Origin of the sequence: Rhodoplanes sp. (genome assembly GCF_013377085.1) — a bacterium.
Classification (GTDB): Bacteria; Pseudomonadota; Alphaproteobacteria; order Rhizobiales; family Xanthobacteraceae; genus Rhodoplanes.
This window is the reverse complement of sequence record NZ_JACAAX010000013.1, coordinates 42154-64912: the sequence shown is the minus strand read 5'-3', so window position 1 is coordinate 64912 and position 22759 is coordinate 42154. Positions and strand designations below refer to the sequence as shown.

Here is a 22759-nt window from a genome sequence, read left to right as displayed (position 1 = left end):
CGCCGCGCAGCGGCGAGCCCGGAATCCATACACACAGACAGGGGTTATAGATTCCGGGCTCGCACCTTCGGTGCGCCCCGGAATGACGGTGAGACAATCGCTCGGGCTGCAAATTGCGCCGCTCAAAACACCCCGAGATGCTGGGTGAGGTCCAGGCCGCCGTGCTCGACCTGATCCGTCGTCGCCGCAACCGCGACCCGGCCCGTGTTGAGGATGACGATGTCGTCGGCGATCTCGAAGACGAGCCTGGGATTCTGCTCGACCAGCACGATCGAGAGGCCGCTTTCCTTGAGCTTGCGGACGGTCGTCATCACGTCGGCGACGATCTGGGGCGCGAGGCCTTCGGAGGGCTCGTCCATCAGCAGCACGCGCGGATTCGACATCAGGGCGCGGCCGATCGCCAGCATCTGCTGCTCGCCGCCGGAGAGATGCGCCGCCATCTGGCTCTTGCGCTCCTCGAGGCGGGGAAACATCGCGTAGACGGTGTCGAACGTCCAGGCGGACGCGGTGCCGTGAGTCGGCTTGCGGGCGGCGACGGCCAGGTTCTCGCGCACCGTGAGGCTGCGAAAGACGCGGCGGCCCTGCGGCACCAGCGCGACGCCGCGCAGCGCGATCTGCTCGGGCGGCAGCCGGGCGACCTCCTCGCCGAACACCAGGACGCCGCCGCGACGCGGCGGCAGCAACCCGACCGTGACGTTCAGGCAGGTGGTCTTGCCGGCGCCGTTGCGGCCGAGCAGGCCGAGAAGCCGCCCTTCGCCCAGCCGGAACGACACCCCCTGGAGCACGTGGCTGTCGCCGTAATAGGCGTCCACATCGTGAAGCTCGAGCGCGCTAGTGGCCAAGATAGACCTCTCTGGTGCGCGGATTCGCGACGACCTCGGCCCGGGTTCCCTCGACGATCACCTCGCCGAAATGCAGCAGCGTGATCTTCTCGGCGAACTCGAGCGCGACGTCCATGTTGTGCTCGATCATCACCATGGTGACGTCGCGCGGGATGGCGAGGAGAAGCTTCTGCACGTCCCGCCGCTCGTCGATCGACAGGCCGGCGAAGGGCTCGTCGAGCAGCAGCACGCGCGGGTTCTGGGCGAGCGCCATGGCGATCTCGACGCGCCGCCGCTCGCCATAGGAGGTCTCGGCAAGCGGCCGATGGGCCAGATGCGCGAGCCCGACCCGCGCCAGCGCCGCCTCGGCCTTCTCGACCAGATCCTGCTGCCGCTCGAAGTCGATCAGCGGGTTCCAGCGGCGCGGGCAGAGGCCGAGCAGCGCCAGCATCACGTTGCGCAAGAGCGTGTCGCGGCCGAACAACGTGATGATCTGGTAGGTGCGGGCCATGCCGAGATGGGCGCGCGCGCGCACCGACGTCCTGGTGATGTCGTCGCCGAACAGGCCGATCGAGCCGCCGTCGGGCGCGATCTCGCCGGTGATCAGGTTGAACAGCGTCGTCTTGCCGGCGCCGTTCGGCCCGATGATCAGCCGCCGCTCGCCCGCCTCGACCGCGAGGTTGACGCGCCGCGTGACGTTGAGGCCCTCGAAAGACTTTTGCAGCTCGCTGACCTGGAGCGCCATCATGCCCCGTCCTCCCCGGTTTTGGCGGCGGGCTGCGCCTTGCCTGCCCCCCAGCGGTGCCGCAGCCAGGCCCACAGCCGTGCCGAGCCGGGCACCAGCCCCTCCGGCATGAAGCTGATGATCAGGATGAAGATGATGCCGAGCACCATGTTCCAGCGCACGATATAGGCGCTGACCACGTTCTTCATGATGACCACGATGGCGGCGCCGACGATCGGGCCGAGCAGCGTCGCGGTGCCGCCCGAGATCACCATCAGCAGCGTCTCGGCCGATGTGGTGAGCGCGACGATCTGCGGGCTGATGAACTGGTTGTAGTAGAGGAAGAGGAGCCCGGCGACACCCGACCAGAAGCCCGACAGCAGGAATGCGTAGAAACGGATCAGCCACACATTGTAGCCGAGCGCGCTCATCCGGCGCTCCTGGTCGCGAGTGCCGCGCAGGCTCGCCCCGAAGGGCGAGCGCACCACCACGGCCATGGTGGCGACGCAGACCAGGAAGACGACCAGGCAGAGATAGTAGAAGCCGTCGGCACCGGCGAGCGAGAAGCCGAACGGGGACGGCCGCGAGGCGACGTTGACGCCGTTGTCGCCGTTGGTGAGGCTCGCCCAGCGATAGGCGATGCCCCAGAGAATCTGGCCGATCGCCAGCGTGATCATCAGGAAGCCGATGCCGGTGGAGCGCAGCGACAGCAGCGCATAGACCGCGGCCGTGACGACGGTGACGGCGAGCGCCGCCGTGTCGGCGACGAGATGCCCGTGGCCGCGGGCGAGCAGCAGCGCCGCCGTGTAGCCGGCCATGGCGAACAGCCCGGCATGGCCGAGCGATACCAGGCCGCCATAGCCGACCAGCACGTTGAGGGCCAGCGCGAACACCGCGAAGAACAGGATCTGGCTGGCGATGTTGATGTAGTAGGGGTTGCCGACCCAGGCCGGCAGCGTGAGCAGCAGCAGCAGCGCGACCACGATGGCGGCGGCGCGCGGCGTGATCAGGCGGGCGACCGCACTCATGCGACGACCTTGCCGAACAGGCCCTGCGGCCGCAGCACGAGCACCAGCAGCATCGGCAGGAACAGGATGACATAGGCGAGGTCGGGGAACATCGCCTGACCGAAATTGTACAGGAACCCGATGATGAAGCTGCCGACCAGCGCGCCGAGCAGGCTGCCGGTGCCGCCGAGAATGACGACGATGAGGGCGAGCGGCAGCATCTCGAAGTCGAGGCCCGGATAGACCGAGAGATAGGGCGCGCCCATCACGCCCGCGAAGGCGGCGAGCGCCGCGCCGAGCGAGAAGACCAGGGTGAAGAGCTGCGACACCCGGATGCCGACCACGCGGGCGATCGGCGGGTCGTCGACGCCGGCCCGGATCATGGCGCCGAGGCGCGTCCAGTCGACCAGGATCCACAACGCGACGGCGATCACCACGGCGACGGCGAGGATCACCAGCCGGTAGATCGGAAAGAACAGGCCGGCGACCTGCACGGCGCCCTGCAGATGCGCCGGCGTCGGCGGCTGCCAGGGATCGCCCGTCCAGATCATCAGGCAGACGTCGCCGATGATGAAGGCGAAGCCGAGCGTCAGCAGAACCTGCGGCAGCACCTGGCCCTCGAGCCGGCGCAGCAGGAAACGCTCGATCAGGCCGCCGAGCAGGGCGGTCAGCAGGCCGCTCCCCAGGGCAGCCAGCCAGAAATTGACACCCTGGCTCAGCAACGTCACGCCGAAATAGGCGCCGAGCATGAAGAACGAGCCATGCATCAGGTTGGGGATGCGCATCAGCCCGAAGATCAGCGAGAATCCCGCCGACAGCAGGAACAGCAGCCCACCGAGGGCGAAGCTGTTCACGGCGAGGGTCAACCAGAGACTCATGACGGGCTCCGACAATTCTGGCTTGCCATTGTCGCCTTCACTGCGGACGTGCGGGGATCGCCACAGGCGTATCGCGGTCCGCTCACCCCCGCACAAGCAGGGACCCGGACGTCGAGACACTGGCGGCCCGCTTGCGCGGGAATGAGCGGAGTTCGGAGCGCCCGCTTCGACTATGACGTTTGCCGCCGACCGGCGTCCGGACGCACCGCGGGGGGGCCCGCGATGCGTCCGTCGCGCCGAGGCTCGTTATTCGAGGTTTTTGGCCGGCGGATAATCGCGCGAGTAGACCGGGTTCGCGAGAAAGGCCTTGTCGCCGTAAGTCCAGAACTGGCTCACGTCGGAATACGTCTTGATGATCGTGTTGACGAGCGCCCCGCCCTTGCGCTCGCAGCGCCGGATATGGATGTCGCCGACCACGTTGCCGTAGGCGTCGAACTTCACCGGTCCGCGCGGCGTGTCGGACAGCGAGACACCGCGCAGCGCCTCGTTGAACGCCTTCTTGTCGTCGGCCTTGCCGCCCGTCTTGGCGAGCGCCGCCTCGACGACCTGACCGGCCACGTACATGCCGGCGGAGTAGCCGCCCGGGATGACGTTGTAGTCCTTCGCCATGTCGGCGACGAACTGCTTGTTGACCGGACTGTCGAGCGAGGCCGAGTACCATGCCGCCGACACCACGCCGATCGCCTCGTCGCCGAGGCTCTTGAGCAACGCGTCGTCCATCGCGGTCCAGCCGGCGAGCAGCGGGATACGCTTCATGCCGAGATCGGCATAGGCGCGCATGAACTTCACCGGGTTGGAGCCGGCGAAGCCGTTGACCACGCAGTCGACGTTGCCGATCTGGGCGATGTAGGGGGTGTAGTCCGGCGTCACCAGCGGCGGCCACAGCTTCTTGACCACCTTGCCGCCGTCGTCCTCGAAGACGCGCTGGAAGCCGGACATCTGCTCGTAGCCGAAGGCGAAGTCCTCGGCGATGGTGACGGCGCGCTTGTACTTGAGCTCCTTGGCGGCGTAGTCCCCGAGCACATGGCAGCACTGGGCCGAGCTCGCCGATCCGCGCATCACCCACGGATTGGCGAGCCGCTGGGTGATGTCCTCGGCGCCGGCGAGGCTCATCAGGGGCGTGCCCTGCTGGCGGATATAGTCGTTGATGGCGAGCATCTCGAAGGCGGCGAGCGGCCCGAGCACCACGTCGACCTTGTCGCGCTCGATCAGCTCGGACGCCTTGGTCTTGGCGCCGGCCGGATTGCCGCCGGTGTCGGCCGAGATCAGCTCGACCTTGCGGCCGGCGAAGGTGTTGTTCTTCTGCTTGAGCAGGGTGACGATGCCCTGCTCCATCTGGATGCCGCCCTGCGCGAGCGGACCGGTCTTGACGGTCAGAAGCCCGATCTTGAAGGGGGCGGCTTGGGCGATGGCAGGCATTCCCAGAGCCGCAGCGGCGGTTCCGGCGGCCGTACCGGCCATGAAGGCACGGCGGTTCACTCTCGGCATGGCGTTTCGTTCCTTCTGTTGTTATTTCGACAGGAACTTCTTCTCCCAGAGACTCTTTTAGAGAGCCGTCTTCGTGCGTTCAAGACGGCACCGCGTGTCGCGGTGAGATTGGAGAGGACAAATCGCAGGGTCGCGATCATCCGACAGGGCCGAGGGAAATGCAAAGGGAAGAGATCGGGGCCGGAGGTCGGCGGGCGGAGACGCATGCCGCGGCGAGGTGGAAACATGCTTTGTGTATAAACCAGCCGGGCGATCGCCCGCGATGACGGCCGGAACAGAATACGCCCTCGTCGCCATGGTCTTCTTCGGCCTCGGCGACTGGATCTATCGGCGCGCCGCCCGCGACGGCGTTTCGGCCCACCATTTCCTGATGGGGCAGGCCTGGCTGTTCTGCCCGTCCGTGGTCCTCTATGCCGCCGCGACCGGGACGCTGACGCTGGCGGGCGGCGCGGCCTGGGGCAATCTCGCCGGCCTGTTCCTGTTTCTCGGCCTCCTGCTGTTCGCCCGCAGCCTGCGGAGCGGCCCGGTCAGCGTCAACGGACCGATCTTCCGGCTCGGCTTCGTCGTCACGGTCGGCCTTGCCGTGGTGGTGCTGGGCGAGCCGCTGACGGCCGCAAAGGCAGCGGGATTAATGCTTGCGCTGATCGCCGTCTGGCTGCTGCTCGGCACGACCGGCGGCACCGCCAGCGGTGCTGCGACCTTTGGCCGCTCGCCGACGTCGCGCCGCTCGTTGCTGGAGGTGCTGCTCGCGACCGTGCTGGCCGGGATCGGCTACTTCTGCCACAAGCTCGGCACCGCGGCTGGAGCAGCGCCGTCGACCCTGGTGGCGGCGCAGGCCATGGTGTTCGCCAGCCTCGCGACCCTGCTCACGGCAACCATGGAGAGGTCACTCCGCTGGCCGCCCGGCCTGTGGCGGCACGCGGTGCCGGCGGCCGTGGTGCTGATCGCTGCCTTCCTGTTCTTCGTGCACGCGCTCGGCTCGGGTCCGGCGAGCGTCGTGGTGCCGATCGCCCAGATGGGCTTCGTGCCGGCGTCCGTGCTCGGCATCGTCATCGGTGGCGAGCCGCTGACGGTCCGCAAGGGGCTCGGCCTCGCGGTGGCGCTCGCCGCCCTCGCGCTGCTCGCCTGGGGGTGAGCCGATCGACCCGTCCAAAGGAAGCGGCGCGCATCGCCGGACGCGCGCCGCTCCATGATCCGCCTCAACCTGTCGAGCCGATCAGGCCGCGAGAGGCTCCTGGGCGCCCTCGCCCCTGCGCAGCCGCTTCGCGGCGCCCTCGGCGCCCGCCTTGTTGAGTTCCTCGAGGTTCTGGCCCTTGGGCTCGATGCCGAGCCAGATGGTCGCGATGCCGGCGATCAGGCAGCCGGTGGCCAGGAAGATCCACATGCCGGTCACCAGGCCGGCCCCCATGAAGGCGCCGATCGCGTAGCCGCCGATGGCGCCGCCGATACGACCGAGCCCCATCGCCGTGGAGGCGCCCAGCACGCGGACGTGCAGCGGATACACCTCGGGCAGGTAGATGGTGCTGCCGCACAGGCCCATCTCCATGAAGAACACGTAGATGGCGGCAACCCAGAAGAACTCGGACGCGCTCGTGGTCCAGATCTGGCCGAGCAACAGCACGCCGGCGCCCGTGAAGCCCATGACGATGAACGGCTTCCGTCCGACCTTCTCGCTCAGCAGGTACACGGTGAGGCGCCCGGCGACCGAGAAGAAGGAGATGTACAGCATGTTGGCGACGGCCTGCTGGACCGGAAGCCCGTGCAGCTTCACGAAGAGCTGCGGGATCCACAGGTTCATGCCCCAGGACGCCATCAGGGGCAGAATCCACAGCATCCAGGTGTGGATCGTCCGGACCCGCATCTCGCGGGTGAACAGATCGCCGAACACAGCCGGCGGCAGCACGGGCGGAGGCATCTCGTTCACCACCGCGGCGCGCGAGCGCTCGATCGCCGCGTCGGAGATGTTCAGGTAGTGGAGCGCATCACGGGCCTCCTGGTGACGGCCGCGATTGACCAGCCAGCGCGGCGATTCGGGCACGTTGCGGCGAACCCAGAACACCAGCAGGGCCGGCACCACGCCGCACAGGAACAGCCCGCGCCAGCCCCAGATCGGCAGCACGATCAGGGCCAGCGACGAGGAGATGAAGGTGGCGAGCGGCCAAGTGATCGGCAGCGCCCCGTTGGAGTAGCCGCGGATGCGGGCGGGCGCGAACTCCGCCAGAATCGACGCGTCGACCGGGATCGAGCCGCCGATGCCGACGCCGCAGAGGAAGCGGGCGCCGAGCAGCGTCCCGACCGAGAAGGCGAGCCCCGACGCACCCGAGAAGATCGAGAACATCAGGATCGTCACCGTGAAGGCGATCTTGCGGCCCCACTTGTCGGCGACCCAGCCCCAGAAGAACGACCCCACGCACATGCCGAGCAGCGTGGACGAGGCGATCAGTCCCAGCGTCTCGGGCTTCAGGTCGAACTCCTTGGCGATGCCCGGCATCGCGAAGCCGAGCAGATAGGCGTCCGCGGCGTCGAACAGCGAGGCGAGCGCCGCGATGACGATGACCCCGAGCATGGGCTTCGTCACCGGCGACGCATCGATCGCATGCCCGACAATTCTGAGATTGAGGTCGGTTGACCCCGCAGCGACGCCCGGTGCCACGGGTGTCGTCTTGGTCTCGTCCGAGATAGACATCGACTTCCCCCATTTGCCCATGGCACGGACCGCATCTGCGGGCCCGGGCCGCGGTGTCACAATCGTGTCGTTGCTTCTGCGAAGACGCGGATCACGGACGCGCGCCGTGACCCGCGGAGAGAGGCGGACGACACCCGGCGACCGTGTCGCCGGGGCGTCGGTGGGGAGCGGCAATCCTGTCGTCGTTCCGCGGGGGTGCCGGATGGAGGGCGTTCGCCGCGGCCTCGCGTCACCGACGCGACGGCCGCGCGCGGCAGCGCCTTCAGGCGGGGCGGGACGGTGCGAAACTGCCCGCCGCCACACTGCGGCGGCGGCTCGGAAACGGGCGAAAAACCTGTCGGACCGGTGGCATCACGATCTCCGATTCAAATCGGGAGTTCGAGCGCGGCTTTGCGGGGGGTGCATCGCAAAGGTCGGAAGCGGCAAGCGCCGGCCGCATCCGGGCGGACCGCGGCCGTCGAGCATCGGACAGTGGGTCGACGGTGAAACCCAGAAAATCGAGAGTCAATATCAAACTTGAATATTCATGGTTATATCGATTTTTTTGATTGCTCCGCGCCGCCACCGCGGCGGCTGTCGGCTCCGGCCGGCGGGCCCATGCGGACATACACCGGCCGCGCGGAGCGCGCGGCGGCAAACCGGACCGATGGGTCACGGCAGTGTCCGTCATCGGCCACTGCCGTGGGGCCTTACGCCTTGATGCCGAAGAGGTTGTGTGATGCGTCCTTGACCGTGAAGAAGACCACGTCGTGGTCCGACGTGACCTTGATCGCGTGGACGGCGTCGGCCGGGATGTAGAGAAGCGAGCCGGCCTTCGCCTCGAGCTGCTTTCCGGCGATGGTCGCCCGGCAGGCGCCTTCGAGCAGATAGATCCACTGCTCGTTGGGGTGCGAGTGCGGCTCCGCCCCGGTGCCGACCGGCATCCGCATCAGGGCGACGATCATGCGGTCGCCCTCGACGCAGGAGCCGTTCGCGCTCGAGTAGTCCGGCCCGCCGAGCATGTGGTTCACGGTGGCGAGCTCGAACAGATGCTCGCCCGGGCCGGCGCGCTTGGCGCCCGGCGTGCGCGAGGCGGCGGCGCTCGGCGCCGACGTGGAGCCGGTGGAGGCGGGTTCGGACATGGATGGGATCTCCCTGGTATCTGGTCTGCGGAACGACGACCGGCGCCGTCTTGTGCCGCGACGCTCCCGGCGCGCCGGGAGCGTCGAACGACGCCGCGATGATCAGGTGGCAGACGGAATCACGGGCACCAGCAGGTAGGGCGCTTGGCCCGGTCCGAAATGCAGCGTGGTGCGGCCGCCGAAGATCTTGGCCGGGCGGTCGCGCGGATCGTTGTGCAGGAACGGGCCGCAGCCCAGGAGCTCGTTCTTGAAGTGCGGCAGCTTGAGGCCGGTATGCTCGGCGAACTCGTAGTCCTTGCCGCGCACCGACAGCGCGATGCGATGGCCGGCCGGCACCACGATCGAGGTCGGAATGATCTCGACGTCGAGCTCGACCGGCACGCCGGGCTCGAGCGGCTGCAGCTCGTCATGGGTGTGATAGGGCCGGTACGGCTGCGTCAGCACCGGGTCGAGCTTGCGGTGCGAGGCCCGCAGCCAGCCCTGGCCGATCGGCGTGTGCGGATCGATCGCGCCGGTGAACACCACCTCGCGCAGATCGCCGGTGAACACCCGGAACACCAGGAACAGGTCGGCGTCGCTGGTGCTCGACGACACGAACAGCTTCGACGCCAGCGGACCCGTGATCTCGGTCTCGGCCGCGAAGGGTTCCGACACGAAGGTCAGCCCGTCGCCCATGGCGTCGAAGGTCAGCGTGTCGCTCTCGGCAGGCGGCGCGCCGGCCAGCGTGTGGTTCGGCTGCAGGTAGACCTTGGTCCATTGCGTGCGGGCGATCGGCCACTCGTTTTCGAAGCGCTCGACGAACTTGTCGGCGTGACGAACCTGGAGCTGCACCTTCGGACGCGCGGCCCAACCGTTGTTCTCGCCTTTCAGGAAGTGCGCGAAAAAGCGCTTCTGGATGTCGACGCCGTAGTCCGTATAAAAGTGCGTCCAGTGCTCGATGCCGTGCGCCTCCAGCCACTTGTTCTTCGACGCGGCGCGCAGAAAGCCTTCGAAATTGCCGCGCGGATGCAGGCCCTGGCCGCCCCAGTTGGCGGCGGACAGCAGCGGCACCTCGATCTTGTCCCACTGCGGCGAGCGCTCGGCGTGATAGGCGTCGTCGAGCGGATGGCTCAGGATCTCGTCGCCGAAGTCGCAGCGGTTGGCGGCGAGCTCTCTGTCGGACAACGTCTCGTCGCCGCAGACGAGCTCGCCCGTGACGACGCTGCGCGGGCCCCGCTCGCCCAGCCCGTACTGCACGCTCTTGACCTGGACGTCGTACCAGTTGGCCCAGAAGGTGGAGAGAATGCCGCCGTGGTGCGTCGAGTCGCGGTACCAGTCGGCCGCGCCTTCCCAGACGCACATGGCGGCGAGATGCGGCGGCTTCAGCGAGGCCACCTGCCACTGGTTCATGCCGAAATAGGAGATGCCGTCGAGGCCGACCTTGCCGTCCGACCACGGCTGCACGCCGGCCCATTCGATGCAGGCGTAGTAGTCGCGGGTCTCGCGGGCCGAGAAGTGATCGACGAAGCCGGGCGAGCGGCCACAGCCGCGCGAATCGACGCGCACCACCGCGTAGCCCTCCGGCACCCACTTCTCCGGGTCGAGGACCTCCCAGTTCTGGTACTTGTTGGTGGAGCCGTGGGCGACGTCTGGATGCTCCGCCACCATGATGTCCCAGGCGCCCGGATAGCCCTGCTGGAACGACAGGCCCTTGGCATAGGGCCCGTAGGTCAGGATCACGGGCCAGCGCCCCTCGCCGAGCGGGCGAAACACGTCGGCCCGCAGCACCAGGCCGTCGTCCATCGCGATCGGCACGTCCCAGTCGATGCGCATGCCGTCGCGAACCTCGCTGCGCTCCGCGGTCCGGATCTCCGCCTTGCCATTCATCACCACATCTCCATGTCGTTGGACGCCCCCGCGGCTCTCGACCCCGGGGAGCGTGGTTCCCGCGCCAAGTCGGGGCGGCGCGGGACACGCCGGGTCTGATGCTGTCGCGCCGAACGACGTCACGACATTCCGGTGGAGCGCAGGGCCGACCGCTGCGCGGCCGGGGAGTCACGGCGGCGATTTTCAGGTAGACTGCGCGGCACCGTCCCGCGCCCGCGGGGCCGCGGCGCATGTCGGACGGCACCAAACGGTGAAACCGAGAAGATCGAAAGTCAATCAATAAATTGACTTTCGTAGGAATATCGATTTTCGCTGAGCGATGGACACCGGCATGCAGATCGACGTCGCCGCGAAGACCCTGGCCGAGGCCGTATTCCGGAAGCTGCGCGCCGACATTCTCAAATGCCGGTTCAAGCCGGGCGAGAAGCTGCTGCTCGACGCGCTGCGAGAGGCCTATGGGACCGGCCTCGCCCCCTTGCGCGAGGCGCTGTCGCGGCTGAGCGCGACGGGTCTGGTCGTCGCCGAGGGACAGCGCGGCTTCCGGGTCGCGCCGATGTCGACCGACGACCTGATCGATCTGGTCAAGACGCGGGTGTGGATCGAGGCGCAGGCGCTGCGCGCCGCCATCGCGCGCGGCGACCGCGACTGGGAGGCCGAGATCGTCGCCGCCGCGCATCGCCTCGGCGTCGGCACCGGCGAGGCGACCAACCGCGCCAATTATCTCGACGACGGCTGGGTGAAGCGGCACGGCCAGTTCCACGCCGCCCTGGTGGCGGCCGCCGGCTCGCGCTATCTGCTCGAGTTCCGCGCGGCACTCTACGAGATGACCGACCGCTACTTCCGCCTCGCCGTCATCTACAAGCCGAGCAGCCGGGACATCGACGCCGAGCACAAGGCCATCATGGATGCCGTGCTGGGCCGCGACGTCGCCGCCGCCATCGCGCTGACCCAGGACCACCTGGTGGAGACGACCCGGATCCTGCTGTCGCACGATTCGCAGACGCGCACCGACGCCGATCGGATGATCGCGCAGCTTCGTCAGGACATCGGCGAGGCCATGCTGGGCGGAGCGGCGGTCGCGGTGCCTGCGGCCGGGAAACGTGTGTCGCGCCCGACCGCCCCGGCACGGACGGCCGCCGTCAGGCCGCGGTCGCGCGCCTGATCGTCACGCGCACCTGATGGTCGGAATGTGGGAACCCGTGGTGCGGCGTCGGGCGCCGTCTCACGGCGCGACGCAGACCAAAACCAGCTTGCCGGACGGGCCGCGGCGCGGCGGCGTGTAGACGACGCTGCGGTCGTCCTCGATCGTGAAGGTTCCGGCCGGGTTGACCGCAAAGGCATTGACCAAGCGCTCGTTGGCCTCGCAGGCGGCCGAGCACGCATTCTGCTGGCAGGTGAACTCGGCGAATCGCAAGCCGCCGCCGCCGCGGCCGGGCTGTCCCGGAGGGCCCGGAGGGCCGGCCGGCCCCGCCGGACCGGGCGGTCCGGGGTCGCCCCTGTCACCCTTTTGGGTGGGCATGTCGAAGAACCCGCACCCCCCCAACGTCAACACCAGCGCCAGTGCCCCGGCCAAACGTGCTCGCATCGAACGGAACTCCGCCGTGCTCTTCGTCGAAGTCCGCAGGATCTTCGATCGACTACGCGAAACGATCAGCTTCCGTCCGAACGGAAGCGTGTCTTCCTCGGTAGCAGAAGATCGTGCGGACCGAAAGCCTTGCGGGCCTCGTGTCCATCATCGTATTTGCCGCCGCGCGCCGGGTCCTTATAATCGACGTTTATCCGTCCCCCTCCCCTCGCGATCGAACCCCATGCCCTCATCGGCCGACACCGAAGTCGTCCTGACCGTGAACGGCGCGCGCGTGCGCCTCGTCACCGACCCGACCCGTCCCTTGCTGTCCGTGTTGCGCGAGGAACTCGGCCTGGTCGGCAGCCGGTTCGGCTGCGGGCTCGAGCAATGCGGCGCCTGCATGGTGCTGATCGACGGCGAGCCCGAGTTCTCCTGCGCCCGCGAGGTCGCGACGCTGGCGGGGCGGGAGGTCGTCACCATCGAGGGGCTGGGCGGTCTCGCGGGGCCAGGCGGCGGCCTGCACCCGCTGCAGCAGGCCCTGCTCGACGAGCAGGCCGGCCAATGCGGCTATTGCCTGTCGGGACTCATGATTTCCGGGGCGGCCCTGCTGTCGAGAAACCCGCGGCCGAGCCGGCAGGAGATCCTCGCGGCGCTCGACCGCCATCTGTGCCGCTGCGGCGTCCACAACAGGGTGGTGCGCGCCGTGCAGCGTGCCGGCGCCGCCATGGCGGGCGCGGGGACCCCGGCATGATCCCGAACGCCCTGCCGCAGAGCCTGGTCGACAACCCGCTGCTGTCGGACTGGGTCGGCTTCGAACAGGGGGGCCGGGTGCGGGTCTCGACCGGCAAGGTGGAGATCGGCCAGGGCATCCTGACGGCGCTGGTGCAGATCGCGGCCGAGGAGCTCGAGGTCGCACCGGGGCGCATCCGCACCGTCTCGGGCGAGACTTCGGCGGGGCCGAACGAGGGCGTGACGGCCGGCAGCACGTCGGTCGCCATGTCGGGGGCGGCGATCCGGCTCGCCTGTGCCGAGGTGCGGGCGCTGTTCCTCGCCCGCGGGGCCGAGCGGCTCGGCGTGCCGGCCGAGGCGCTGAGCATCGCGGACGGACGTTTCCAGCGCGACGGCCGCGAGACCGACCACGACTACTGGTCGCTCGCCCGCGAGGTCGACCTCGCCCGACCTGCCACCGGCAACGCGCCGACCCGGCCGGCGACGCAGTACCGCGTGGTCGGCCAAAGCCTGCCCCGCATCGACCTGCCGGCCAAGATCGAAGGCCGCGGCTTCATCCACGACATGCTGCCGCCCGGCGTGCTGCACGCCCGCGTGCTGCACCGGCCGTGGCGTGACGCCCGCTTGGTCGCGCTCGACGAGGCGGCGGTGCGCCGCGCCGCCGGCGGCGCCATCGACATTTTGCGCGAGGGTGACTTCGTCGCCGTCACGGCCGAGCAGGAGTTCGTCGCCTTTCGGGCCGCCCAGGCGATGCGCGAGAAGGCCGCCTGGGACGGCGGCACGCCGATCCCGCCGGACGCCAACGATCCGGCTTGGCTCGAGGCGCAGCCGGCGCGGACCCGCGTCGTCGACACCGGCACGCCGCCGCAGACCAGCGGCGGCACCGTCGTCGAGGCGACCTATTGGCGCCCGTTCCAGACCTATGGCTCGATCGGCCCGTCCTGCGCCCTCGCCTGCTTGGAGCATGATCCCGAAAAGTGGGGACCGGTTTTCGGAAAAGATCATGCTCAAAACAATGGGCTGGAGCGGGATGACGATTCTAGGAAACGTCATCCCGCTCCAGCCGATGGCCAGCTCACGGTGTGGTCGCACACCCAGAACCCCTACGCGCTGCGCGACCAGCTCGCCCGCTGCCTCGGGCTCGACGCCGCCGGCGTGACGGTGCTGCACCGGCAGGCAGCCGGCTGCTACGGCCACAACACCGCCGACGACGCGGCCTTCGACGCGGCCTTCCTGGCCACCCGGACGCCCGGCCGCACCGTGCGGGTGCTGTTCACCCGCGAGGACGAGTTCCTGGCGGCGCCGCTCGGCCCCGCCATGCTGGTCAAGATGCGCGCCGTGCTCGGCGCCGACCGGCGGCCGGTCGACTGGACCATCGATCTGTCGAGCCCGGTGCACAGCAATCGTCCCGGCGTTCACGGCCATCACGGCTTCCGCAGCCGCGAGGCCCTGCCGAACCCGCCGCCGCAGCCGGCCGAGCGCAACGATCGCCCCGATGCGGTCGGCGGCGGGGCGAGCCGCAACGCCCAGGCGCTCTACGACCTGCCGTTCCACCGCATGATCCACCGCACCGTCGATCCCGTGCCGCTGCGGACCTCGTCGCTGCGCGGGCTCGGCGCCTTCGCCAACATCTTCGCGATCGAGTCCTTCATGGACGAGCTCGCCGACACGGCTGGCGAGGATGCAGTCGCCTACCGGCTGTCGCTCTTGTCCGACCCACGCGGGCGCGCCGTGATCGAGGCGGCGGCCGAGATGTGCGGCTGGCCCGGCACGGCCCCGCCCGGCGAAGGCCGCGGGCTCGGCATCGGCTTCGCCCGCTACAAGAACCGCGCCGCCTACATGGCGGTTGCGGCCGAGGTCGAGGTCGACGAGGAGGTGCGGCTCCTGCGGGTGTGGGGCGCCGCCGACTGCGGCCTGACCATCACGCCGGACGGCGCCCTGAACCAGCTCGAGGGCGGCATCGTCCAGGCGGCGAGCTGGACGCTCTGCGAGGAGCTGCGCTTCGCCGACGGGCGGGTCGCCACCGCGACCTGGGAGGACTACCCGATCCTGCGCTTCACGAAGATCCCGGAGATTTCGCTGCGGCTGATCGGCGACCCGCGCGACCCGCCGCTCGGGGTCGGCGAGGCCTCGATGGGACCGACCGCGGCGGCGATCGGCAATGCGGTGGCGCGCGCGCTCGGCACCCGCATCCGCAACCTGCCGCTCAGCCGCGAGCGGATCATGGCGGCGCTGCTCGCGTAACGACAGGCTCGATCACGACCGCGGTTGCCACCGCGGCGGAGGGGGTTAATCTCGTCGCCCGGGGCAACGAGGAGCGACGCCATGGGTCGTCGTGGACGGCTGCCGCTGATCCTTGGTTCGATCGTGCTTCTCGTCGTGGCCGGCCATTGTATGCCGGCCCGGTCGGAAACCCGGGTCGCGCTCGTGGTCGGCAACTCGGCCTACCGCCACATCCCGGCCCTCGACAACCCGGCGAACGACGCCCGGCTGATGGCGACCACGCTCCGCAGCCTCGGCTTCTCGCTGGTGGACGACGGCCCCCAGCTCGATGTCGACAAGGCTCGGCTCGACGCGCTGGTGCAGGCCTTCGGCGAGCTGGCGCAGGGGGCCGACGTCGCGCTCTTCTACTACGCGGGCCACGGCATGCAGGTCCGCGGTGCGAACTATCTGGTCCCGGTCGGCGCCAATCCGACCAAGGAGGCCGACGTCGATTTCCAGATGCTCGACGCCGGTCTGGTGCTGCGCCAGATGGAGAGTGCCGGGACGCGCTTGAATTTCGTCATCCTCGATGCCTGCCGCAACAACCCGTTCGGCGGACGCGGGCTGCGCTCGACCGGCACCGGGCTGGCGCAGATGCGCGCGCCGGAAGGCACGCTCATCTCCTACGCGACGCAGCCCGGCAACGTCGCCCTCGACGGCCGTGACGGCAACAGTCCCTACACCCGGTCGCTCGCCCAGACGATCAGCCGGCCCGGGCTCGACGTTTTCCAGACCTTCAACGAGGTGGGGCTGGCCGTGATGCAGGCGACCGGCAACACCCAGCAGCCTTGGCTGGCGTCCTCGCCCCTGCGCGGGAGCTTCTACTTCGCCGGCGCCGGCGCCGGCACCGGGACCGGGACCGCCGCGCGACCCGACCTCCCGCCGACGCCGAGACCCGCAGACATCGTACCGCCGCCGCAACCGCAGCCCGTCCAGATCCCCGTGCCCCGACGGATGTTCCGTGTTCTCGAAAGCGTCTCGGAGGGCATCCTCAACATGCGTACGGGTCCCGGGGCCGGCAATCCGGTGGTGGTCGCGATCCCGGCCGGCACCGCCGATCTCGCGGTCGGGCGCTGCCGCCGCGCCGAGGACGGCAGCACGACGCCCTGGTGCGAGGTCCAGTGGCGCGGATCGGCCGGCTGGGTGTCGGGCCGCTATATCGCCGAGGTCACCGAACGCCCGCGCCCGACCTTCCGGGTGCTCGCGGACGTCTCACAAGGCGTTCTCAACATGCGGGCCGGCCCGGGCGTCAGATTCGCCTTGATCGGGTCGATCCCGGCCGGCGCCGCCGACGTCGCGGTCGGGCGCTGCCGCCTGCCCGACGACGGCGGCCGCACGCCCTGGTGCGAGGTGGAATGGAGGGGGCGGACCGGGTGGGCGTCGGCCTGCTGCATGGTCAATGTCGACACCGGCGCATACGCCAGAGCAGGTGAGTGATGAGCCACATGTGGCGTGCCATGATCGCCGCTCTCGGTATCGTGCTCGTCGCGCAGACCGCGACCGCCCGGCCGTACGACGCCGCGCTGCCGGCGGCGCTGGTCCGGCTGCGCGATGTCGCGCCGGAGATTCTCCAGGACATGCGTTATGCCGGACCGTTCAACTTCACGGGCGCGCGCGTTCCCGGCTATCGCGCCCCGGAGTGCATCCTGTGGCGGCCGGCCGCCGAGGCGCTGGCGCGCGCACAGGCCCGGCTCGCGGCCGACGGCCTCCGCCTGAAGGTCTACGATTGCTACCGTCCGGCACGGGCAGTGCGCGCCTTCGCGGCCTGGTCGAAGGCGCCGGGACGCGACGAGATGAAGCCGGTGTTCTACCCCGCACTCGAGAAGTCACGTCTGTTCGCGCTCGGCTACATCGCGTCGCGATCAAAGCACTCCCTTGGAATCGCGGTCGATGTCGGCCTCGTTCGCGCCGGCGAGCCGGACCTGCCGACGCCACAGCGGGCCGGCGCATGCGACGGACCGTTCGACGGCCGGGCACGGGAGTCGAGCCTCGACCTCGGCACCGCCTTCGACTGCTTCTCCGCCACGAGCGCGACCGCGGATCGGGGGATTTCGGTGGACGCGCGCGCCAACCGCGACCGGCTGGTCCGCGCCCTCGCGGCCGAAGGCTTCAGCAACTACGACCGCGAATGGTGGCATTTCGAATTCCGCGGCCCCGGAGCCCCCACTGAGCCCTTCGACGTTCCGGTGGAGTAGCCGGCGAAGAGGCGGGCCGGCGCCCGCCGTTCACACGGTTCATCATGCCCTTTAACGACAACACCATGCGGCGCGCCGGCCGGGGCTGCGTCGGCTTTCGGTGTGTCCTGCGGGCGTGCTAGCGTGCGCTGCCGCCGCTGTCGTCACCCCCGACGATCGGCCTCTCCGCGGACCCGTTCATGAAACTCGCCACCTTCATCGGCTACCGGAAGCGCCCCCGCCTCGGTGTCGTCGACGTCGAGCAGCGGGCCGTCCTGGACCTCGCCGCCGCGGCCGAGGCGATCCACAAACGTCCCGATCCGACCTTCGTCGACATGCTGTCCCTGATCGACGCCGCCGGGCCCGGCCTGGCACGGGTCGACGACCTCGTGCGCGAATGGCCGAGCGAGGCGGTCGACGATCTCGACGGCGTCAAGCTGCTGGCGCCGATCCCGATCCCGCGCCAGCTTCGCGACGGCATGGCGTTCGAGGAGCACGTGCGCAACAGCCGCAACCAGGTCGCGCTGCGCACCGGTCGTCCCCAGAAGGTCCCCGAGGTCTGGTACGAGCACCCCGTCTACTACAAGTGCAACCGCTTCAACGTGGTCGGGCACGAGGCCGACGTGATCTGGCCGGCCTTTTCCGAGTGGATGGACTACGAGCTCGAGCTCGCCTGCGTGATCGGCCGGACCGGCAAGGACGTCAGCGCCGAGAATGCACCCGCGCACGTGTTCGGCTTCACCATCTACAACGACTTCAGCGCCCGCGACGTCCAGTTCGACGAGATGCGCGCCGGGCTCGGCCCGGCCAAGGGCAAGGACTTCGACACCGGCAACGTGTTCGGCCCGTGGATCGTCACGCCTGACGAGCTCGGCGATCCGCATGACCTCGCCATGGAGGTGCGGGTCAACGGCGAGCGCTGGGGCGGCGGCCATTCGCGCGACATGCATTACACGTTCTGGGACATCATCGCCTACGTGTCGCGCTCCGAGACTCTCTATGCGGGCGAGATCATCGGGTCCGGAACGGTCGGCACCGGCTCGGCCCACGAGCTCGGCCGCACGCTGTCGTCCGGCGACGTGATCGAGCTCGAGATCGAGAAGATCGGCGTGTTGCGGAACCGCCTGATCAGGCCGTGACCAAGCGCCGGCGCGACGAAGTGGACGCCGGCTCGCCGCTGTGCCGATACGGTCCCGATGCCGGATCGGCCGTCATGATCCGCAAAAGCCCCGCTTGAGTTTGCTGCGTTTTCGGCGTTTGGTTCGCCTCTTCGCTTCCCGCCTCACGGCCGCGGCGCTGCCGTGGTGTTCTGAACAGGAGAACAGGATGCATCGTGTCGCCCGCGTCGCGCTGGCCGCCGTCCTCACCCTGGCGGCAACGGCAGCTTCGGCCGAGACCTTCCCGGCGAAGCCCGTCCACATTCTCGTGCCCTATGCGGCCGGTGGCGCCGTCGACCTGCTGGCCCGCACGATCGGCCAGTCGCTGGCGAAGACCTGGGGCCAGCAGCCGGTGGTCGAGAACCGGCCCGGCGCCGGCGGCATCATCGCGTCGCAGGCGCTCGCCACCTCGGCGCCCGACGGCTACACGCTGATCCTGGTGGCGAGCGGCCACCCACTCAACCAGTTCTTCTATCCGAAGCTCCCCTACGACACCTTCAAGGACTTCACCGCCATCACCGAGGTGGCGTACTCGCCGCTCGGGATCGTCGTCCGCAAGGACAACCCGGCCAAGACCCTGCAGGACATGCTGACGCTCGCCCGCGAGAAGCCGGACGCGGTGTCCTACGGCATGTCGGGCAACGGCACCTCGGCGCATCTCGCCGGCGAGATGCTGAACTACATGGCCAAGGTGAAGATCCAGTCGATCCCCTACAAGGGCGGCGCCCCGGCCGTGACGGCCGTGATCGCCGGCGACATCCCGATGAGCATCAACCCGCTCGCCGAGCTGGTCGGCCAGATCCAGGGCGGCACCATCCGGGCACTCGCCGTCACCACGACGACCCGCACCGCGGTGCTGCCCGACGTGCCGACCGTCGCCGAGCAGGGCGTGCCCGGCTACGACGCCGCGGTGTGGTGGGGCTTCCTCGGCCCGGCCGGCCTGCCGGCCCCGATCGTCGAGAAGCTGCAGCAGGACATCGCCGCGGCGCTGAAGGATCCGGCCGTCAAGGAACGCCTCGATTCGATCGGCGCCATTCCGGTCGGCAGCACCGCGAAGGAGTTCGACGCCTATATGCGGGCCGAGGCCGACAAGTGGGGCCCGATCCTCAAGGCCGCCGACATCAAGGTGCAGTAGCGTCGCGGTGCAGTAGCGTTCGGCCTGACGCGCCGGCCGTCCCAGGCCGGCGCCCTCACGGCACCAGCACGACCTCGCCGATCAGCGAGGAGTGATCCCACGGGACCTGCTTCTCGCGCGTCGCCGTCACCACGTCGGCGCGCACACGCCGCATGACGGTGCCGATGTCGGTTCCCGGCGTCGCCAGATGCCGCAGCAGTGCCGTCGTGAACGGGCTGTTCCGCCCCTCCCCGTCGAGCGCCACATTGTCGGGCTGGGTGGCGTAGGCGATCAAGGTTCCGAGCGCGCTCTGGATCGAGGCGAGGCCCGAGCCGACGCTCGCCGAGCGGGTGCCGAGCGAGCGCGCCAGGCTGCGCGACAGCGGGTTGTCCCGGCAGGCGTCGAGAAACACCAGATTGACCCGCTTGTCGGCTTCCATCTGGGCCAGCACCAGCGAGACGTCGACCGCATCGAGGGCGAGGTCGCCGGGCCGCTCCAGCTTGGCGTCGACCGGCACCAGATAGTTCTTGCCGGCGACCTGCAGGCCATGGCCGGCATAGAAGAACACCGCGAGGTCGGCGCGATCGAGCTTGCGGCCGAACTCGCGGACCGCGTCGTCCATGCCGCGGCGGTCGAGATTCTGGCCCTCCACCACGTCGAAGCCGATGCGCCGCAGCGCGGTCGCCATGTCGCCGGCGTCGTGCTCCGGATTGCCGAGCGGCGGCGCGAAGCGATATGCGCTGTTGCCGACCACGAGGGCGACGCGATGCGCGAAGGCCGACGGCTTCACGACGGCCGTCTGCGTCATGGCGCTCGCCGTTGCGGCAACCGGAGGCGAAGACGTGGCGGCCGGCGCGGCTATGGCCGGTGACGGCACCGCGGACACCGCGGCCGTTCCGCCGGTCAGCGCCGCGATATGCTCACGCGCCACCTCCTGCGCGGTCCGCAAATCCGCCATCCCGGCACGCGTCTCGCCTGTCACGCGAACAGCCGTGGCATTGCGGAAATCGGCGAGCGCGCGCGCGCGCTCGTTCCTCTGCTCGAGCACCAGACCGCGCGCCGTGTAGGCAGCGCCTTCGGACGGATCGAGCCGGATCGCCTCGGTGAGATCGGCGAGCGCCCGATCCGGATCGCCGATGCGGGCGAACAACTCGCCGCGATTGCGATAGGCGACGGCGTATTTGGGATTGAGCCGGATCGCATCGTCGTAGGATCGCATCGCCGGCCCGAGTTCGCCCCGCTGCACCAGCAACAAGCCGCGGAGCCGGTGCGGATTGGGGTATTTCGGATCGGCCCGGATCGCCTGATCGAAGTCGGCCGCGGCGCGATCGAGGTCGCCTTTCGCCATCAACGCGAAGCCGCGGTTGGCATACGCATTCGCGAAGCGGGGATCGAGCCTGATCGCCTCGTCGTATTCGCGGATCGCCCGGTCGAACTCGCTGCGCTGGGAGTAGACGAAGCCGAGATTGTTGTGGACCGCCGGCTGCCTGGGATCGAGCCGGATCGCCTCGACATAGCTGCGTTCCGCCTGGTCGAAATCGCCATTGCGGCGGTGGGCCAGGCCGCGATTGACGAAGATCGTCGGGTTCCCCGGGTCGAGCTGGACGGCCATGTCGAGGTCGCGAATCGCCTGGTCGTATCGCCCCTTGTCGCCGTAGGCGACGCCGCGACTGTTGAGGATGTCCGCCCGTTCCTTCGCCGACAGCTTGGCTGAGCCCTCCAGCAGGCCCGTGCAGGCCATGATCGACGCGTCCGGATCCTTGCCGGCACAGGCCGCCCGCTCGCGGGCCAGCGCATCACGGCCCTGTGGCGCGGCGACCAGCAGACTCGGCGCAACGATCAGGACGACAGCACAGGCGACGAGGAGGAAAGAACGAGAGATGCGCTTCAACAATGTCATGGCCGCCTCGCGACCGTTTCAGAAACCGGAATGAAACAACGCCATCATACCGCCGTGCAACCACTGCGGCCAGCCTGTCGACCCTATCGCCGACGAAAAACCGGTAGGCCGTGGACGTGAAAACATCAACGCGGTCGCGGCGCTGCCGCCGCGGACCGGACGTGCAATCGATACGCCATCAATGATACGCTTCGCGGCGGCCCGCGCATAGCTGACACGCCGGACTGCCGCTCCAGGCGGGCCGGGCCGCTTGTTATGAACAGCACCTCTTGCGAACAGCACCTCCCATCGTACCCCCTCTCCGTCCCGCGATCTTCCCCCTCCCCCGCAAGGATCAGTTCCGTGACCGAGCCGATCGTCGACGCCCATCACCACATCTGGCGATGCGCCGACCAGCCCTGGCTGCAGGGCGAGAGCGTGCCGCGCATCTTCGGGAGCTACGACGCCATCAAGCGCGACTATCCGATCGAGGAGTACCTGCAGGACATCGCGGGCTGCGGCATCGTCCGCTCGGTCTATGTCCAGACCAACTGGGCGAGAGAGCGGGCCGTCGAGGAGGTCGAATGGGTGCAGGCGGTCGCCGACCGCACCGGCTGGCCGCACGGCATCGTCGGCTTCGTCGACCTGATGGCCGATAACGCCGCCGACGTGATGACCGCACAGGCGCGCTGCCCGCGGCTGCGCGGCCTGCGCCACCAGCTCCACTGGCACGAGAAGGAGCTCTACCGCTTCGCCGATCGGCCGGACCTGATGAACGAGCCGGCGTTGCGGCGCAATCTAGCCCGGCTGGAAGAGTTCGGCCTGCTGTTCGAGCTGCAGGTGTTCGCCGGCCAGATGGCGGACGGCGCGGCGCTCGCCCGCGCGCTGCCGCGCATCAGTTTCGTGCTGGAGCACGCCGGCATGCCGGAGGACCGCTCGGCCGACGGCCGCCGACGCTGGCGCGACGGAATGCGGCGGCTCGCCGACGAGCCGAATGTTCACGTCAAGCTGTCGGCACTCGGCACCTTCATCCGCCGTAACGATCCCGCCCACATCGCCGAGGTGGTGACGGAGACGCTGGAGCTGTTCGGCCCCGCGCGCTGCGTATGGGGCTCGAACTTCCCGATCGAGAAGCTGTGGACCGACTACGGTGCGATCGTGGCGGCCGTCCGGGCGGCGCTGGCCGACCGACCGGAAGCGGAACGCCGGGCCGTCCTGCACGACAATGCGATGCGGCTCTACCGGCTGTGAGGGGAACGAGCAGCTCCTCCACGCAAGAGAATCGC

At 69.2% G+C, this 22759-nt stretch carries 19 protein-coding genes; 9 read left to right on the top strand and 10 right to left on the bottom strand.

Going from position 1 to position 22759, the window contains the following annotated elements; translation table 11 throughout:
• Positions 1 to 122: 122 nt before the first annotated feature.
• The 5 genes from HXX10_RS11640 to HXX10_RS11620 form a co-directional block, all read right to left on the bottom strand.
• Positions 123 to 842 (bottom strand): ABC transporter ATP-binding protein, encoded by a 720-nt coding sequence (locus HXX10_RS11640; RefSeq protein WP_296522377.1) that lies wholly within the window; start codon positions 840 to 842, stop codon positions 123 to 125.
• Positions 832 to 1569 (bottom strand): ABC transporter ATP-binding protein, encoded by a 738-nt coding sequence (locus HXX10_RS11635; RefSeq protein ID WP_296522376.1) that lies wholly within the window; start codon positions 1567 to 1569, stop codon positions 832 to 834. The genes HXX10_RS11640 and HXX10_RS11635 overlap by 11 nt, the downstream gene beginning before the upstream one ends.
• Complete coding sequence (locus HXX10_RS11630; protein ID WP_296522374.1) at positions 1566 to 2573, bottom strand: branched-chain amino acid ABC transporter permease; 1008 nt, start codon at positions 2571 to 2573, stop codon at positions 1566 to 1568. The genes HXX10_RS11635 and HXX10_RS11630 overlap by 4 nt, the downstream gene beginning before the upstream one ends.
• On the bottom strand, positions 2570 to 3430 hold the full coding sequence (locus HXX10_RS11625) for a branched-chain amino acid ABC transporter permease (RefSeq protein ID WP_296522373.1): 861 nt from the start codon (positions 3428 to 3430) through the stop codon (positions 2570 to 2572). The genes HXX10_RS11630 and HXX10_RS11625 overlap by 4 nt, the downstream gene beginning before the upstream one ends.
• Before the next feature lie 246 nt (positions 3431 to 3676).
• Entirely contained in the window at positions 3677 to 4918 is a 1242-nt protein-coding gene (locus HXX10_RS11620; RefSeq protein ID WP_296522372.1) for an ABC transporter substrate-binding protein, read from the bottom strand.
• Positions 4919 to 5180: 262 nt separating this feature from the next.
• Here HXX10_RS11620 and HXX10_RS11615 point away from each other — a divergent pair, with 262 nt between their 5' ends.
• The gene (locus HXX10_RS11615; protein ID WP_296522371.1) at positions 5181 to 6053 is read left to right on the top strand and encodes an EamA family transporter; all 873 of its coding nucleotides are present in this window, start codon (positions 5181 to 5183) and stop codon (positions 6051 to 6053) included.
• Positions 6054 to 6134: 81 nt separating this feature from the next.
• On the opposite strand, the gene HXX10_RS11610 is transcribed toward HXX10_RS11615, so the two are convergent.
• From HXX10_RS11610 to HXX10_RS11600, 3 genes are all read right to left on the bottom strand, one after another.
• Entirely contained in the window at positions 6135 to 7496 is a 1362-nt protein-coding gene (locus HXX10_RS11610; protein ID WP_296522370.1) for an MFS transporter, read from the bottom strand.
• A 797-nt stretch (positions 7497 to 8293) separates the two neighbouring features.
• Entirely contained in the window at positions 8294 to 8725 is a 432-nt protein-coding gene (locus HXX10_RS11605) for a cupin domain-containing protein (RefSeq protein WP_296522368.1), read from the bottom strand.
• 102 nt (positions 8726 to 8827) lie between these two features.
• A complete protein-coding gene (locus HXX10_RS11600) occupies positions 8828 to 10591 on the bottom strand; it encodes a CocE/NonD family hydrolase (RefSeq protein WP_296522367.1) in 1764 nt (587 codons plus the stop codon).
• 331 nt (positions 10592 to 10922) lie between these two features.
• Here HXX10_RS11600 and HXX10_RS11595 point away from each other — a divergent pair, with 331 nt between their 5' ends.
• Positions 10923 to 11753 carry an FCD domain-containing protein gene (locus HXX10_RS11595; RefSeq protein WP_296522366.1) on the top strand — a complete coding sequence of 277 codons (831 nt, stop codon included), beginning with the start codon at positions 10923 to 10925 and terminating at the stop codon, positions 11751 to 11753.
• Positions 11754 to 11813: 60 nt separating this feature from the next.
• Here HXX10_RS11595 and HXX10_RS11590 read toward each other — a convergent pair whose 3' ends face one another.
• On the bottom strand, positions 11814 to 12005 hold the full coding sequence (locus HXX10_RS11590) for a hypothetical protein (RefSeq protein ID WP_296522365.1): 192 nt from the start codon (positions 12003 to 12005) through the stop codon (positions 11814 to 11816).
• 394 nt (positions 12006 to 12399) lie between these two features.
• Here HXX10_RS11590 and HXX10_RS11585 point away from each other — a divergent pair, with 394 nt between their 5' ends.
• From HXX10_RS11585 to HXX10_RS11560, 6 genes are all read left to right on the top strand, one after another.
• A complete protein-coding gene (locus HXX10_RS11585; protein ID WP_296522364.1) occupies positions 12400 to 12909 on the top strand; it encodes a (2Fe-2S)-binding protein in 510 nt (169 codons plus the stop codon).
• The gene (locus HXX10_RS11580; RefSeq protein ID WP_296522362.1) at positions 12906 to 15131 is read left to right on the top strand and encodes a molybdopterin cofactor-binding domain-containing protein; all 2226 of its coding nucleotides are present in this window, start codon (positions 12906 to 12908) and stop codon (positions 15129 to 15131) included. Before HXX10_RS11585 ends, HXX10_RS11580 begins: the two co-directional genes overlap by 4 nt.
• Before the next feature lie 150 nt (positions 15132 to 15281).
• Positions 15282 to 16586, top strand: a complete 1305-nt coding sequence (locus HXX10_RS11575; RefSeq protein WP_296522450.1) for a caspase family protein — start codon at positions 15282 to 15284, stop codon at positions 16584 to 16586.
• Positions 16587 to 16606: 20 nt separating this feature from the next.
• The gene (locus HXX10_RS11570) at positions 16607 to 17344 is read left to right on the top strand and encodes a M15 family metallopeptidase (protein WP_296522361.1); all 738 of its coding nucleotides are present in this window, start codon (positions 16607 to 16609) and stop codon (positions 17342 to 17344) included.
• A 179-nt stretch (positions 17345 to 17523) separates the two neighbouring features.
• The gene (locus HXX10_RS11565; protein ID WP_296522360.1) at positions 17524 to 18462 is read left to right on the top strand and encodes a fumarylacetoacetate hydrolase family protein; all 939 of its coding nucleotides are present in this window, start codon (positions 17524 to 17526) and stop codon (positions 18460 to 18462) included.
• Between the two features lie 187 nt (positions 18463 to 18649).
• Positions 18650 to 19615 carry a tripartite tricarboxylate transporter substrate binding protein gene (locus HXX10_RS11560; RefSeq protein WP_296522359.1) on the top strand — a complete coding sequence of 322 codons (966 nt, stop codon included), beginning with the start codon at positions 18650 to 18652 and terminating at the stop codon, positions 19613 to 19615.
• Between the two features lie 55 nt (positions 19616 to 19670).
• Here HXX10_RS11560 and HXX10_RS11555 read toward each other — a convergent pair whose 3' ends face one another.
• Positions 19671 to 21494 (bottom strand): tetratricopeptide repeat protein, encoded by a 1824-nt coding sequence (locus HXX10_RS11555; protein ID WP_296522358.1) that lies wholly within the window; start codon positions 21492 to 21494, stop codon positions 19671 to 19673.
• 342 nt (positions 21495 to 21836) lie between these two features.
• Here HXX10_RS11555 and HXX10_RS11550 point away from each other — a divergent pair, with 342 nt between their 5' ends.
• Positions 21837 to 22724, top strand: a complete 888-nt coding sequence (locus tag HXX10_RS11550; RefSeq protein WP_296522357.1) for an amidohydrolase — start codon at positions 21837 to 21839, stop codon at positions 22722 to 22724.
• Positions 22725 to 22759 lie beyond the last annotated feature (35 nt).